The 13504-nt window shown below is 71.0% G+C and carries 16 protein-coding genes; 7 read left to right on the top strand and 9 right to left on the bottom strand.

The genetic code is table 11. From position 1 onward, the window contains the following. Positions 1 to 2: 2 nt before the first annotated feature. The 5 genes from K2F47_RS37600 to K2F47_RS41620 form a co-directional block, all read right to left on the bottom strand. Positions 3 to 431, bottom strand: a complete 429-nt coding sequence (locus tag K2F47_RS37600) for a lasso peptide biosynthesis B2 protein (RefSeq protein WP_242911015.1) — start codon at positions 429 to 431, stop codon at positions 3 to 5. Further along, the gene (locus K2F47_RS37595; protein ID WP_242911014.1) at positions 428 to 679 is read right to left on the bottom strand and encodes a lasso peptide biosynthesis PqqD family chaperone; all 252 of its coding nucleotides are present in this window, start codon (positions 677 to 679) and stop codon (positions 428 to 430) included. Before K2F47_RS37595 ends, K2F47_RS37600 begins: the two co-directional genes overlap by 4 nt. Next, complete coding sequence (locus K2F47_RS37590) at positions 676 to 2469, bottom strand: asparagine synthase-related protein (protein WP_242911013.1); 1794 nt, start codon at positions 2467 to 2469, stop codon at positions 676 to 678. The genes K2F47_RS37595 and K2F47_RS37590 overlap by 4 nt, the downstream gene beginning before the upstream one ends. 220 nt (positions 2470 to 2689) lie before the next feature. Continuing rightward, positions 2690 to 2809 carry a lasso RiPP family leader peptide-containing protein gene (locus K2F47_RS37585; RefSeq protein WP_242911012.1) on the bottom strand — a complete coding sequence of 40 codons (120 nt, stop codon included), beginning with the start codon at positions 2807 to 2809 and terminating at the stop codon, positions 2690 to 2692. Positions 2810 to 3048: 239 nt separating this feature from the next. After that, the gene (locus K2F47_RS41620) at positions 3049 to 4113 is read right to left on the bottom strand and encodes a helix-turn-helix transcriptional regulator (RefSeq protein ID WP_242911011.1); all 1065 of its coding nucleotides are present in this window, start codon (positions 4111 to 4113) and stop codon (positions 3049 to 3051) included. A gap of 152 nt (positions 4114 to 4265) precedes the next feature. Here K2F47_RS41620 and K2F47_RS37575 point away from each other — a divergent pair, with 152 nt between their 5' ends. Then, positions 4266 to 4784, top strand: coding sequence for a ricin-type beta-trefoil lectin domain protein (locus tag K2F47_RS37575; RefSeq protein WP_242911010.1), 519 nt, complete (start codon positions 4266 to 4268; stop codon positions 4782 to 4784). Positions 4785 to 4812: 28 nt separating this feature from the next. Here K2F47_RS37575 and K2F47_RS37570 read toward each other — a convergent pair whose 3' ends face one another. Together K2F47_RS37570 and K2F47_RS37565 are read right to left on the bottom strand one after the other, a co-directional pair. After that, entirely contained in the window at positions 4813 to 5220 is a 408-nt protein-coding gene (locus K2F47_RS37570; protein ID WP_242911009.1) for a hypothetical protein, read from the bottom strand. A 69-nt stretch (positions 5221 to 5289) separates the two neighbouring features. Continuing rightward, positions 5290 to 6033, bottom strand: a complete 744-nt coding sequence (locus tag K2F47_RS37565) for a DedA family protein (protein WP_242911008.1) — start codon at positions 6031 to 6033, stop codon at positions 5290 to 5292. 316 nt (positions 6034 to 6349) lie between these two features. On the opposite strand from K2F47_RS37565, the gene fbaA reads away from it, so the two are divergent. The 3 genes from fbaA to K2F47_RS37550 all read left to right on the top strand — a co-directional run bounded on the left by fbaA (position 6350) and on the right by K2F47_RS37550 (position 8460). Further along, on the top strand, positions 6350 to 7372 hold the full coding sequence (fbaA, locus tag K2F47_RS37560; RefSeq protein ID WP_242911007.1) for a class II fructose-bisphosphate aldolase: 1023 nt from the start codon (positions 6350 to 6352) through the stop codon (positions 7370 to 7372). A gap of 65 nt (positions 7373 to 7437) precedes the next feature. Further along, positions 7438 to 7887: a winged helix-turn-helix transcriptional regulator gene (locus tag K2F47_RS37555; protein WP_242911006.1), complete on the top strand. Its 450-nt coding sequence runs from the start codon at positions 7438 to 7440 to the stop codon at positions 7885 to 7887. 45 nt (positions 7888 to 7932) lie between these two features. Next, positions 7933 to 8460 (top strand): GNAT family N-acetyltransferase, encoded by a 528-nt coding sequence (locus K2F47_RS37550; protein WP_242911005.1) that lies wholly within the window; start codon positions 7933 to 7935, stop codon positions 8458 to 8460. Here the strand turns inward: K2F47_RS37550 and K2F47_RS37545 are convergent. Beyond that, positions 8457 to 9251: an SAM-dependent methyltransferase gene (locus tag K2F47_RS37545; RefSeq protein ID WP_242911004.1), complete on the bottom strand. Its 795-nt coding sequence runs from the start codon at positions 9249 to 9251 to the stop codon at positions 8457 to 8459. The genes K2F47_RS37550 and K2F47_RS37545 overlap by 4 nt on opposite strands. A 102-nt stretch (positions 9252 to 9353) precedes the next feature. Between K2F47_RS37545 and K2F47_RS37540 the strand changes: the two genes are divergently transcribed. The 3 genes from K2F47_RS37540 to K2F47_RS37530 all read left to right on the top strand — a co-directional run bounded on the left by K2F47_RS37540 (position 9354) and on the right by K2F47_RS37530 (position 12172). After that, positions 9354 to 9764 carry a DUF3151 domain-containing protein gene (locus tag K2F47_RS37540; protein WP_242911003.1) on the top strand — a complete coding sequence of 137 codons (411 nt, stop codon included), beginning with the start codon at positions 9354 to 9356 and terminating at the stop codon, positions 9762 to 9764. 218 nt (positions 9765 to 9982) lie between these two features. Then, on the top strand, positions 9983 to 11266 hold the full coding sequence (locus tag K2F47_RS37535; protein WP_242911002.1) for an adenylosuccinate synthase: 1284 nt from the start codon (positions 9983 to 9985) through the stop codon (positions 11264 to 11266). 60 nt (positions 11267 to 11326) lie between these two features. After that, complete coding sequence (locus K2F47_RS37530) at positions 11327 to 12172, top strand: glycerophosphodiester phosphodiesterase family protein (RefSeq protein ID WP_242911001.1); 846 nt, start codon at positions 11327 to 11329, stop codon at positions 12170 to 12172. 165 nt (positions 12173 to 12337) lie between these two features. On the opposite strand, the gene K2F47_RS37525 is transcribed toward K2F47_RS37530, so the two are convergent. Continuing rightward, positions 12338 to 13423 carry a magnesium and cobalt transport protein CorA gene (locus K2F47_RS37525; RefSeq protein WP_242911000.1) on the bottom strand — a complete coding sequence of 362 codons (1086 nt, stop codon included), beginning with the start codon at positions 13421 to 13423 and terminating at the stop codon, positions 12338 to 12340. Between the last annotated feature and the right edge of the window lie 81 nt (positions 13424 to 13504).

Below are 13504 nucleotides of genomic sequence, written 5' to 3'. Positions count from 1 at the left end.
GCTCACCGCCCGCCCCGGCGCCGGGCGGGCACCGTCATGGTCTTGTGGTAGAGGTGCATGTCGTCCAGCTCCCCGATCGCGGTGCCGTCCACCTCGACCCAGGCGTGCGCGCGGAACGGCTCGACGCGGACGCCGGTGCACCAGTCCGGCCAGGACCCGCCCATCCGGCACAGCAGCGCGACGGCCACCGATCGCCGCAGGCAGCCCTGCCCGGCGCAGTGGAGGCTGACCGCCACGACCGCCTCGCGCGCGGCCAGCGCCTGCGCGGCGGTGGCCGGGCGGGCTCCGCGGCGAGCCGCCTCCAGGACGCGCCGCAACCGGCGTGGCGGCAGCCGCTCCAGCAGCGTCGCCGCGGACACGGCCGCGAGGGCGGCCGCCCGGCGGCCGCGGGAGACGTCCGGTCGCGGTTCGAGGGCGACGGGCATCGTCATGGGAGCAGCACCTTCTCTGCCAGGAGCGATTTGATCAGCGCCTCCACGTCCGAGGTGATCCGGTCGGCGAAGTCGGGGTGCTGCCGCGTCAGGCTGTCCACCGCCTCTTCGGGCGTGGCTCCGTCCGCGAGCATGAGCAGCACGGCTCGGCCGGTGCCGTTGAGGGACCAGTAGCGGCCGGTCCGCTCGTTGAGCAGCACCAGGCCCTGGCCGGTGTCGGTGAGGGTCACATCGGGGCATATCTTCATCGGCCCGCCTCCGAAGCGGCGCGTGAGCGTGGACGTCCGGTGCCGACCGAGCGCAGCCACACCTCACAGGCGAAGGTGTTGAGCAGGGGCAGCAGTTCCAGCGAGACCGGCGGCGGGCTCAGGATGACGGCGCGCAGCGCCGCGGCATCGACCAGGCCGAGCGAGGCCAGGCGCATCCCGTCGCACAGTTCCAGCAGGTCGTGGCGGTGCTCGCGGAGCCCGGTGTAGAGATCCGCGCTGAACTCGGCCTTGGAGCGCCGTCCGAGGCTGCGGCTCGGGACGATGCCGCGCATCGCCTCGACCAGCACGGGTTTGTACCGGTCGGCCCGCAGGCAGTCGGCGTAGTCCACGGCGAGGGCCGCCTCGACCACCTGATCGTCCAGGAAGGGCGCCTCGGTGGTGACGCCGTGCTGGAGCGAAAGGCGGTCGATACGGCGCACCAGCTCACCGCCCTGGCGGATGTGCTGGACGGTCAGGTGCCGGCCGCGCAGCGGCGACAGCGGGGACGGGCGCGCCCGCGCCACCTCCCGCAATCGATGCTGAACTGAGCGCACCGCCTCGGGCGTGGCCCAGGCGGGCATCCGGTAGGCCGGGCCCCAGCCCGACAGCGGGGCGGTGCCGACCCCCCGGATCGGGTTCCGCAGGTCGCGGCCGATCTCGTGGCCCAGCCAGTCGGCGAACGAGGTGCGGTCCAGTAGTGCGGCGACGGTGGGACGGGTCTGCCAGCGGGACACCGCCCGTCCGGCGCGCAGCTGCCCGATCGCCCGCAGCGGCCGTCTGCGCAGCAGGTCGTGCAGGTAGGCGGGGGTGGGAAGGAACAACTCGTCGCCGCCGTGGCCGGTCAGATGCCGGGACGAACCGGCCGCCGCCATCAGGCGCGCCTGCTCCAGCACCATCGCCCGCGCGTGGACGGACGGAAGCGGCGCCTCCAGATCGGGGTCGGTGTCGAGCAGCCCGGCGAAGTAGCGCGGGCAGTCCTCCGCACGGTAGGACATGTGCTCGGCGCCGGGCAGGGACGTCGCGGCGAGCGCGGCCCAGCGGCCGTCATCGCTGGACGGGTCACCGGGCTCGCAGACGACCGTCAGCAGCCGATCGACCCGGCCGGCCGCCAGGAAGCACACGCTGGTGGAGTCCATTCCACCGGACAGGTCGGCGCTCAGCATCGCCTGGCCGTGCGTCCGGACCCGCACCGCCTCCTTTAGCGCGTGCCGCACCCGGCGCGCCCCTTCGGCGAGCGGTAGCTCGGGCGCCGGAAGCGACCGGCCGTGCGTCACCCGGCCGCGACCGTCGGGCCCGATCCGCAGGTGGCAGCCGGAGGGAAGCGCCTGTATCCCCTTCCACAGGCACTCCTCGCTCAGCGGCCACGGCACGGCGGGGGCGAGCAGCCGGACGGCCAGTTCCTCTTCGGCGATCGCCGCGTCCGCCAGCTCGGCGAGCCCGTCGGGACGGTCGGCCGCGATCGTCACTCCCAGCACCTGGCCGTGAAAGACCTCCCGCACCGTCGAAAGGTCTCCCTGGACGAACACGACGCGGTCCATCGCGGCGACCGTGTGGTAGCTGCCGGGCAGCTCGCGGCTCAGATCCGCCAGGGCGCCCGGCTCAGGTTGCCCGACGATGTACCTGGTCAGCCATGGCACGCTCACCTGGACCCGTCCCAGCAGCGCGATACGCCGTCCTCCTGCCGCGGCCCAGCGGACCTCCTCGTCCTGCCAGTGGCCCACGATCCACGGACGTCCCGAATCGTGCGGCAGCATCCGCAGGTCGGGCCACCGGGTATGCAAGGACGCCACGACCAAGGCACCCTCGGAATTGTCGGGAACCACGAAGAACCGCATGCCTTCCCCCAGCGAGCGGGACGGCTCACCGTGATTTCGTCCCGCGCGAAAGCCGGGCCCGGCGGTGTTCGATGCCGGGCGCTTCGAAAGATGGGCGCCGGCCGTGCCGGTCTTTGACGACCGGCACGGCCCTCCCCCGGCAGCATGGGCCGACCGGGGAATCACGAGTGGACTGTCAGCAGTTCCACATGGCGCACTGGTTGATGCGGTCGAATCCCCAGGACCTGTCTCCAAGGGTGATCTCGCGCAGATCGCCGATCACTACGAGGGACGGCGGCTCGTAAGCCATGCTCATGTCGGTTCACCTCCTCCCCTGAAGCGGACGGTCAGGGGTGAGCAACATAGAACCCGACATTCGCTCACAGTGTATATATCGCTACGGACAGTAATGAATGGGTGTTCGGGGTAGGGAGACCTCGCCACCGTCGCGCCACCCCTTGCTGGTGGCCGATTCGCAGGTCACAGGGGTGGACGGGGTCTGGCGGCGCCGCCAGAGTCACCCCACCGGCGGCAGGAGTACCGCCTGCCCGGGAGTCAGTTGAGGAAGCGCGACAGGAGTTCTTCGCGGGTGGAGACGCCCGCTTTGCGGTAAATGGATTTCAGGTGGTCATTGAGGGTGTGAGGCGACACGTGCAGGCGGCGGGCGATTTGCTTGCTCGATAGCCCTTCGAGGACGTGGTCGATGACCACGCGTTCTCTCGGGCTGAGGCCCTGCCAGAGTGCCACCGCCGAAAGCAGTTCCTTACCGGCGGCCGCCTGAATTGTCACGGCGATCGCGCCGGTGGGCATGGGCTGGGCTCGTATGGCGATCCAGCCGCGCGGGGTGGGGACGCGGGTCAGCCCCGGCATGCCCGGGCCGCGGGTCGGCGTCGGCTCCTCCGGGCCGCGGACGCTCTGGGTGAGGTGCCAGATGGTGCTTTCCATCGGCAAATCCGGCGCGGCCAACGCGGCGGCAGGAAGCGTTTCGAGTTCGCGAATCCAGATGCGTGCGGAGGGGGTCGCGGACAGGATCGTCTCGTCGGCGCCGAGGACCAGCACGCCCGGTGGCGCGCCGAGCCTGTTCGGTTCTGGGGGCACGCCCGTCGCATAGCGGCGCAGCGCGGCGACGATGTCGCGGGCCAGGTGCTGGGCGCGGGACGCCTCGTCCGGCGAGAAGGGGCGGGCTCCCCTGGGACGGAGCAGGACCAGGCCGCCCCAGGTCGTCCCGCCGTCGACCAGCGCGAGGCGGAGTTCGCTGCCCACGCCCAGGTCGGCCATCACCGCGCGCATCGTGGGGCTGCGGCGCCGCACGGGGCCGTCGGTGTTGAGGACGCCCACATGGCACGGACCCGCCACCAGGCGCTGGAAGGGAAACGGGTGGTCGCAGTTCAGGCGCTCACCCAGGGTCAACTGCCGCGCGGCCGCCGTCGTGTAGCCGTGCCCGCGCGCCAGGAAGCACCCGGCGCCGGTGACGGGGTCGACCGCGGCGAGCATGTAGCCCTCGTGCGGTACCGCGCGTCCGACCCACCGTGAGATCACCGCACCCAGTTCGGTGGCCGAGCCGACCTCCGTGGCGGCGCCGACCAGTGCGGCGCCGGGCGCGCTCCGTCCAGCGCTCACCCCGCCCAGTATCGACCACGCGCCGCATGCGGACAAGCACGCGTTGTCCATCCCAGGATCTGGGGATGGCCGCCCACCAGTGCCGGCGCGAACGTTGAGGCGACAGGGACCACCGATCCGGCGGACCCGCAACCATCGAACTGGAGAGCACGATGCGCACCTTCTCGATTCTCGCGCTGCTGCCGGCCGTCACCATGGCGGGCGCGCTGTGGGCCGGCTCGTCGGCCTCGGCCCCCTCGTCCGCCTCGGCGGCGCCCGCGCCCAAGCCAGAGAAGAAGCTCACCGGCTTCCTCGTCAAGCCCCGGGCCGCCGGTGGCCTGTGCCTTGAGGTCGCGGACGGCAACACCGGCAACGGCGCCCTGACCACGGTCTGGCCCTGCCACGGCGGCGCCAACCAGCGGTGGTCGTTCGACGGCGGGCGGCTCAGAAGCGACCTGCCCGGCAACAAGTGCCTGGACGTCCGCGGCGGAAACGGCGGCAGCGGGGCCGCCACCAACCTCTACGACTGCAACGGCGCGGCCGGGCAGCAGTGGCACTTCAGGGGCGACAACCTGGTCAGCGGGGTCAACGCGAACTGCCTCACCGTCGTCGGCGCGAACTTCGCGGGCGGGGGCGCGGTCGTGAACTGGCAGTGCGTCAACGGCAGGGACCAGGCGTGGGAGATCTCCTGATCGCGACCGGTCCCTCCCCGGCCTCCCGTCACTTCCTGGCGGAGACGAACCACTGGCCCCGCGTGCCGGACGGCTTGGCGGGCCACTTCCTGCCGTAGATCACCACCTCCAGGGAGCCGCCGTTCGTGGCGACGACCTGGAGGGGGGTCTGCTCGTACTTGCGGGTGTCGCCGGTGGACAGCAGGGCCTGGGTGAGGACCTCGCCGGTGTCGGCGACGCGGACGAGGACGTTCGTGGCCGGGCCGGTCACCCGGATCACGAGGGGCAGCGCACCCGAGGACGAGGAGGACGGGCTGCGGCTCGGCGCGGACTTGTTCTGGCCGCCGTCGCCCGGGGACGGGGAGACGGTCGCGGGATCGTGGTTGTCGGAGTCGCCCGAGACCGCGTTCACCAGGGAGAGGCCGCCGGCGACAAGAAGACCCAGGGCGGCGACCACGGCTACGACCGCGATCAGTATGCGCGCGAGACCACGAGGGTCCGACCGATGACGTCCCACATGGGGAGGTTAGCGATAACTGTCACCGCTGAGCGACGGACGAGACTCTTCGGGGCCATTATTCTTCGGACGCGAGTGCTTGCCGCCCCCGCGCGAGGCCTTCCGGCCCTTCATGACCTCGCGGATGATCGGGATGACCGACAGCACGAGGATCACGGCGACGCCGGGCAGGATGTAGCGCTCGACGTCGGGGACCTCGGAGCCGAGGAAGTGCCCGAGCAGGAACAACGCGTCGGTCCAGACGACGCCGCCGACGACGTTCCAGATGAAGAACTTGCGGGCGTCCATGCCGAGCATCCCGGCGAGCGGGTTGAGGAACGTCCGGACGATGGGGACGAACCGGGCCAGCACGACCGCCTTCGCGGGGCCGAACCGGTTGAAGTAGTACTCGGCCTTCTCCACCCACTCCTGCCGGAAGATCTTGGAGTCGGGCCGTTCGAAGAGCTTGCGGCCGTAGCGCGCGCCGAGCCAGTGCCCGAGCTGCGCGCCGGCGATCGCCGCCACCGGGCCGCCGACCAGCAGCCAGGGCAGCGACAGCGACTGGAACTCCTGGCCGTTGACGGTCGAGACCGCCGTGAGGATCCCGGCCGTGAACAGCAGCGAGTCGCCCGGCAGGATGCAGCCGATCAGCAGCCCTGTCTCCGCGAAGATGATGGCGAGGACGCCGATCGTCGCAAACGTGCCGAAGAGCTGCAACCAGGCCGTCGGATGCAGGTACTCGGTGATGTCCAGGGGAAGGGTCGTGAGATCCACATTGCGAGCGTACCTGTCCCGGCGCTCTTCGTGAGCGCGAAACCGGCCTGTTCCGGGGGTGTTCGAGTCGTTCTCATGCTGGGGATCGCGCCGGACGCACCCTCGCAAACCCCTCGACCGGACGCCGGAATCCTGGATACTTGGGGCACCTCGCGGGCCCCTCTGGAGTGGGCGAGCGCCCCGACGAGATACTGACCGTGGACGGAACGCACTGCCCGGAACCGCGTGACCAGGCGAATCGACTGGGTACGCGGTGGACGGGTGCTACCGCCCGGCCGGATGCCGGCGGCACCCTGCGTAAGAAAGGACGCTGACAATGCCCATCGCAACGCCCGAGGTCTACGCGGAGATGCTCGACCGAGCGAAGCAGGACGGCTTCGCCTATCCCGCCATCAACGTGACGTCCAGCCAGACGCTGAACGCCGCGCTCCGCGGCTTCGCCGAGGCGGAGAGCGACGGTATCGTCCAGGTGTCCACGGGGGGAGCCGAATACCTCTCCGGCGCCACGGTGAAGGACATGGTCACCGGCGCGAGCGCCCTCGCCGAGTACGCCCGCGTGGTCGCCGCCAAGTACCCGGTGAACATCGCCCTGCACACCGACCACTGCCCGAAGGACAAGCTGGACGGCTTCATGCGGCCGCTGGTCAAGATCTCGCAGGAGCGGGTGGCGCGCGGTGAGGAGCCGCTGTTCCAGTCGCACATGTGGGACGGTTCGGCCGTGCCGCTGGAGGAGAACCTCCAGATCGCCGCCGAGCTGCTCGACCAGTGCGCGAAGGCGCGGATCATCATGGAGATGGAGATCGGCGTCGTCGGCGGTGAGGAGGACGGCGTCGCCAACGAGATCAACGAGAAGCTCTACACGACGCCGGGCGACGCGCTCGCGACCGCCGAGGCCGTCGGCGTCGGCGAGCGCGGCCGCTACATCCTCGCCGCGACGTTCGGGAACGTGCACGGCGTCTACAAGCCGGGCTCGGTCAAGCTCCGGCCCGAGGTGCTCAAGGGCATCCAGGACGCGGTCGGCGAGAAGTACGGCAAGGACAAGCCGTTCGACCTGGTCTTCCACGGCGGTTCCGGCTCCACGCTGGAGGAGATCCGGGAGGCGGTGTCCTACGGCGTCGTGAAGATGAACATCGACACCGACACCCAGTACGCGTTCACGCGTCCGGTGGCCGACCACATGCTGCGCAACTACGACGGCGTCCTGAAGGTGGACGGCGAGGTCGGCAACAAGAAGCAGTACGACCCGCGCTCGTGGGGCAAGGCGGCCGAGGCGGCGATGGCGGCGCGCGTCGTCCAGGCGACCGAGCACCTGCTGTCGGCGGGCAAGCGGCTGAAGTGACGTCCCGGCGGGGCCGCGCACCGGCGGCCCCGCCGTTTTCCCTTACGGCCGGGTAGCCTCGCAGCGTGGCACTGCCCCGTACCTATGAGTCACAGAACTGCTCGATCGCCCGCTCCCTCGAAGTCGTCGGCGACCGCTGGACGATGCTGGTGATCCGGACCGCGTTCGAGGGCGTCCGCCGGTTCGACGACTTCCAGGACGTGCTGGGCGTGGCCCGCAACGTCCTCACCGACCGCCTGTCGCGGCTGTGCGACGAGGGCATCATGCGCCGCGTCCCCTACCAGGACCGTCCCGAGCGCTTCGAGTACCGCCTCACCCGCAAGGGCGTCGAACTGTGGCCGGCGATGATGTCCCTGTTGCTGTGGGGCGACCGCCACTACGCACCGGACGGCCCGCCGACGCTCGTGGGCCATCGCGGCTGCCCGGGGACGCTCACGGCGAGCTTCACCTGCGACGCCTGCGGCGCGTCGCTCGGGCCGACCGACGTGGAACCCCGTCCGGGGGCCGGTCGCTGAAATCGTCAGTTGCTTCACAAAACTTGATGCGGTCCAATGGGTTGCATGACGAGACTCACTGTGCGGACGGTCGCCCACCTTCCTCCGCCCGCGCTGGAGGACGTCCGGATCCGTCCGTACGGGATCACCGACGGGCCCCGGCTGCGCCGGATGTCGGAGCGGCTCTCCAAGGCCAGCCTCTACACGCGGTTCTTCTCCGGCACGCCGCACATCCCCGACCACTACGTCCGCCTGCTGGAGCGGCTCGACCACTGGGACCGCGAGGCCCTGATCGCGCTGGACGCGGACGAGATCGCGGGCGTCGCCGAGTACAGCCGGGACCGGCGGCGGCCCTGGTGCGCCGACCTGGCCGTCCTCGTCACCGACCCCTGGCAGCGCCGGGGCGTCGGCAGCGCGCTCGTCCGCTACCTCGCCCAGCTGGCCGCGCGGCGCGGCATCACCGAGTTCGAGGCGGACGTCATCCCCGGCAACCGGGACGCGCTCCGGTTCGTCCAGCACGGATGGCCCACCGCACGCGCGCGGACCGTGGACGGCACCGCGCATTTCCAGCTGCCGCTGCCCGTCCGCCCCTAGGGTTTGCGGGCCACCCCGCCGTGCATGCCGACCTGCTCGGCCGACGGAATCGGGCCCGCCGGACGCCAGTGCGCGATGGAGCCCAGCCCCGGTTCGACCAGGTCGAGGCCGTCGAAGAACCGGGCGACCTCGGATTCGGTGCGGAGCGACAGCAGCGCGTCCGGCGCGTGCCGCCGGTACACGCCGGTGGCCTCGGCGGCCTTGCGGGGGTCGGCGTCCGAGCCGCCATGCGAGATGACCAGGTACGACCCGGGGACGAGCCGGTCGAGGAGCGCGGAGACGATCCCGCGCGGGTCGTCCGCGTCCGGGACGAAGTGGAGCACCGCCACCAGCAGCAGCGCCACGGGACGGTCGAGGTCCAGCGTGCGGGACGCGTGCTCCAGGATCGCGTCGGGGTCGCGGAGGTCGGCGTCCAGGTAGTCGGTCGCGCCCTCGGGCGTGCTGGTGAGCAGCGCGCGGGCGTGGGCGAGCACCACCGCGTCGTTGTCCACGTAGACGATGCGGGACGAGGGTGCGATGCGCTGCGCCACGTCGTGGACGTTGTCCTGCGTCGGCAAACCGGTACCGATGTCGAGGAACTGGCGTATTCCGACCTCGCCCGCCAGGTACTGGACGGCGCGTCCGAGAAAGGCGCGGTTCTGCGTCGCGGATAACCGCATGCTTGGAACGATCTCCAGGAGCCGCGCCGCGGCCCGGCGGTCGGACTCGTAGTGGTCCTTGCCGCCGAGCAGGCAGTCGTACACGCGCGCGGGGCTCGGGACGCCGGTGTCGATTCCGCCGGGCGTGAGCATTGGGCGATCCTAACCGCGTCCCCGCAAGGGCTCCAGGGTTCCCACCGGACCCGCCGGAAAGCCGATTGGGCCGGACGAGGCGCGCCGACCTACGATGACCCGATGACGAACAACCTGCTCGGCGGCCTGCCTCCGACCGAACTGCCGGACAACGCCGAGGCCAGGGAGGCCCTGGCGAACGACGTCGACCCCTTCGAGGTGGCCGCGCGCCACCCCGACTACCCGGGGGCGTGGGCCGAACTGGCCGACCGCGCCTTCGCCAGGGGCGGCGTGATCGACTCCTACGCGTTCGCGCGCACCGGCTACCACCGGGGCCTCGACCAGCTCCGCCGCGCGGGCTGGCGGGGGCAGGGGCCCGTCCCGTGGGAGCACGAGCCCAACCGCGGTTTCCTGCGCGCCCTGCATGCCCTCGCCCGCGCCGCCGCCGCGATCGGTGAGGACGACGAGGCCGAGCGCTGCCGGACGTTCCTCAAGGACTCCAGCCCCACGGCCGCCGAGGCCCTCGGGAACTGATCGCTTTCGCCCCGGGCGCTGATCGCTACCGCTCCGGGGCTGATCGCTTTTACTCCGGGGCTGATCGCTTTCGCTCCGGGGGCTGATCGCTTTCGCTCCGGGCCGCCCCGGACGGCGTGCGTTTTCCTCTGGCTCCAGGTGCGGGTACGCTTTGATCGCAAGAGGCCCCTTCGCTCTTGCGGCGACCGGGGCCTTCGTCGTGGGAAGGAAACAGCGGCATGCCGGCCATCGTTCTTGTCGGAGCCCAATGGGGAGATGAGGGCAAGGGCAAGGCCACCGACTTGCTGGGCGGGGACGTCGACTACGTCGTCCGCTACCAGGGTGGCAACAACGCCGGCCACACCGTGGTCATCGGCGACAAGAGCTATGCCCTGCACCTGCTGCCGTCCGGGGTGCTGTCCCCCGACGTGGTCCCGGTGATCGGCAACGGCGTCGTGATCGACCCGGCCGTGCTGCTCCAGGAGATCGACGGCCTGCGGGACCGCGGGATCACCTGCGAACGGCTGCTGATCTCCGGAAACGCGCACCTGATCATGCCCCACCACCGGGCCCTGGACAAGGTCACCGAGCGCTACCTCGGCAAGGCCAGGATCGGCACGACCGGGCGCGGCATCGGTCCCGCCTACGCCGACAAGATCAACCGGATGGGCATCCGCGTCCAGGACCTGTTCGACCCGAACATCCTGAACCAGAAGCTCGACCTGTCGCTGCGCGAGAAGAACCAGGTCCTGACGAAGGTCTACAACCGGCGCCGGATCGAGACGGACCCGATCGTCCAGGAGTACCTGGCCTACGGGGAGCGGCTGCGGCCGTTCGTCGCCGACACCTCGCTCGTGCTGAACAAGGCGCTGGAGGACGACAAGGTCGTCCTGCTGGAGGGCGCCCAGGGCACGCTGCTCGACCTCGACCACGGCACCTACCCGTTCGTCACGTCCTCCAGTCCGACGGCGGGCGGGGCGTGCGCGGGCTCGGGCATCGGCCCCACCCGGATCAGCCGCGTGATCGGGATTCTGAAGGCCTACACGACGCGCGTCGGCTCCGGCCCCTTCCCCACCGAACTGCTGGACGAGCAGGGCGAGTACCTGCGCAAGACCGGCGGCGAGTACGGCGTCACGACCGGCCGCGACCGCCGCTGCGGCTGGTTCGACGCGGTGATCGCCCGCTACGCCACCCGGGTCAACGGGATCACCGACTACTTCCTCACGAAGCTGGACGTGCTGTCCGGCCTGGAGCGCGTCCCGGTCTGCGTCGCCTACGAGATCGACGGCGAGCGGGTCGAGGAGATGCCGACCACGCAGACCGACTTCCACCACGCCAAGCCCATCCTGGAGTACCTGGACGGGTGGAAGGAGGACATCACGGCCGCGAAGACGTTCGACGACCTGCCGAAGACCGCACAGGCTTATGTCCGGGCGTTGGAGGAAATGTCGGGCGCCCAGATCTCGGCGATCGGCGTCGGACCCGGCCGCGAGCAGACGCTGTCGCTCCGTTCCCTGATCTGACCTGCCGTTTTCACCTCCACTCCACCCGGGCCCGAGGCGCCCGCGCTAGCGTGCGGAGCCGTGACGCGAACCGTCGAGGTCCACGGCCATCGGGGGGCACGGGGGCTTCGTCCTGAGAACACCCTCCCCGGCTTCGCGTGCGCGCTCGACCTGGGCGTGGACGCCGTCGAACTCGACGTCGGCCTCACCTCCGACGGCGTGGTCGTCCTCTGCCACGACCAGGTGCTCTCGCCGGTGAACCTCTCCGACACGAGGCCTGCGCGTCCCGGCGACCCGGCGTTCCCCTACGTCGGCAAGGCGATCAGGGACCTCACGCTGGAGCAGCTCAAGACCGTGGACGCGGGCGTCCGGCAGCGCGACGACATGTTCACGGCGACGCAGCTCCCGCTGCCCGGCACGCCGATCCCGACGCTCGCCGAGGCTTGTGCGCTGCTGGAGCCGTCCAGGGTGCTGCTGTCGGTGGAGTTGAAGACCGATCCCAGCTGGCCTGATGAAGACGTCGCCCGGTTCGTGCCGGCGGTCGCGTCCGTCCTGGACGAAGCGGGCGTGACCCATCGGAGCCGTGTGCTGGGCTTCGACTGGCGCGTCCTCGCGGAGGCCCACCGCCACCCGGCGCTCGGCCGCGTGGCGCTGGTCGAGCGCAAGACCCTCGTCCCGGACACCCCGTGGCTTGCCGGGCTCGCGCCGGAAGACCCGATCGCCGCCGCCGTGGCGATCGGCGCGACCGCCCTGTCGCCCGAGCACACGCTGATCACCCCGTCCCTGGTGGACGACGCCCACGCGGCCGCGCTCGCCGTCGTCGCCTGGACGGTCAACGAGCGCGAGGACATGTCGCGCCTGGCCAAGTACGGCGTGGACGCGATCGTCACCGACTACCCGGACCGCGCTCTGACCCTCAGCGCCTAGCACGCGCCCCGGTGACCTCAGCTGTCACGCGGGCGCGTTGGCTGAGCGGTGGGGCGACGCCGAAGGCGAGCCCCACCGGGAAGATCGCGAAGCGATGCCGCGCCCGCAAAGGCACGGTCACATCCCGAGCCGCCAGGCGAGGGACGTGGGCCGGGACTTCGATAATCACAGCCAGCCGTTGCGGCGGAAACCGCGGTACAGGGACAGACACGCCAGGCCGATGACGGCGAGGATCAGCGGATAGCCGTAGCGCCACTGGGTCTCGGGCATGAAGTCGAAGTTCATCCCGTAGACCCCGGCGATCGCCGTCGGGACCATGAAGATCGCGCCCCAGGCGGAGATCTTGCGCATGTCCTGGTTGTCGGCGACGGTGACCTGCGTCATGTGGGCCTGGAGTATCGGGTTGAGGAGCTCGTCGTAGGACTCGACCTGCTCGCGGACGCGGGTGAGGTGGTCCTCGACGTCCCGCAGGTACTCCTTGATCTCGGCGGGCACGAAGCGGCGGCCCGACAGGTTGCGCAGCGGTCCGGCGAGCGGGCCGACGGCGCGCTTGAGCTGGATGACCTCGCGCTTGAGGCGGTAGATGCGGCGGGACTCGTCGGTGCGCTCGGGGGAGAAGACGGCCTCTTCGACCTCGTCGATGTCCTCCTGGACGGCGTCGGCGACGCAGACGTAGCCGTCCACCACGCGGTCGGCGACGGCGTGCAGGACGGCCGCCGGGCCCTTCGCGAGCCGGGCCGGGTCGCGCTCCAGCTGCTCACGGACGGGCCCGAGGGAGCCGTGCGCGCCGTGCCGGACGGTGACGACGAAGTCCGGCCCGCAGAAGATCATGATCTCGCCGGTCTCGACGACCTCCGCGCCGTCGGGCCCGCTCGCGACGTAGCCGACGGTCTTCATCACGACGAAGTGCACGTCGTCATAGCGCTCCAGCTTGGGACGCTGGTGGGCGTGGATCGCGTCCTCGACGGCGAGCGGGTGCAGGCCGAAGACCTCGGCCAGCTCGGTCAACTCGGTGGCGGACGGCTCGTGCAGGCCGACCCAGACGAAACCCGCGGAGTCGCCGTCGGGGGTGAGGCGGCCGTCGCGGACGAGGCGGACGGCGTCCTCGGCGGTCGCCGTGGAGGCGCGGTGCCCGTCGATGTAGGCGGCCCAGTCGATGACGGCGGAGTCGCGGGGCCGGACCGGCGCGGTGGTGGGGCGCCCGCGCGTCTTGAACAGGGCGCGGCTGGGGCGGACTCGAGTCATGGCCATGAGGTGCTCCTAACCCTCCGGCCACACGCGTAACGCGCGCGCTCGACCCGGGCTGGATCAGCTCAGTGAGCGCACGCGGGC

This window comes from Actinomadura terrae (assembly GCF_022751215.1).
Taxonomy (GTDB): Bacteria; Actinomycetota; Actinomycetes; order Streptosporangiales; family Streptosporangiaceae; genus Spirillospora; species Spirillospora terrae.
This window is presented reverse-complemented; position numbering and strand designations above follow the sequence as displayed.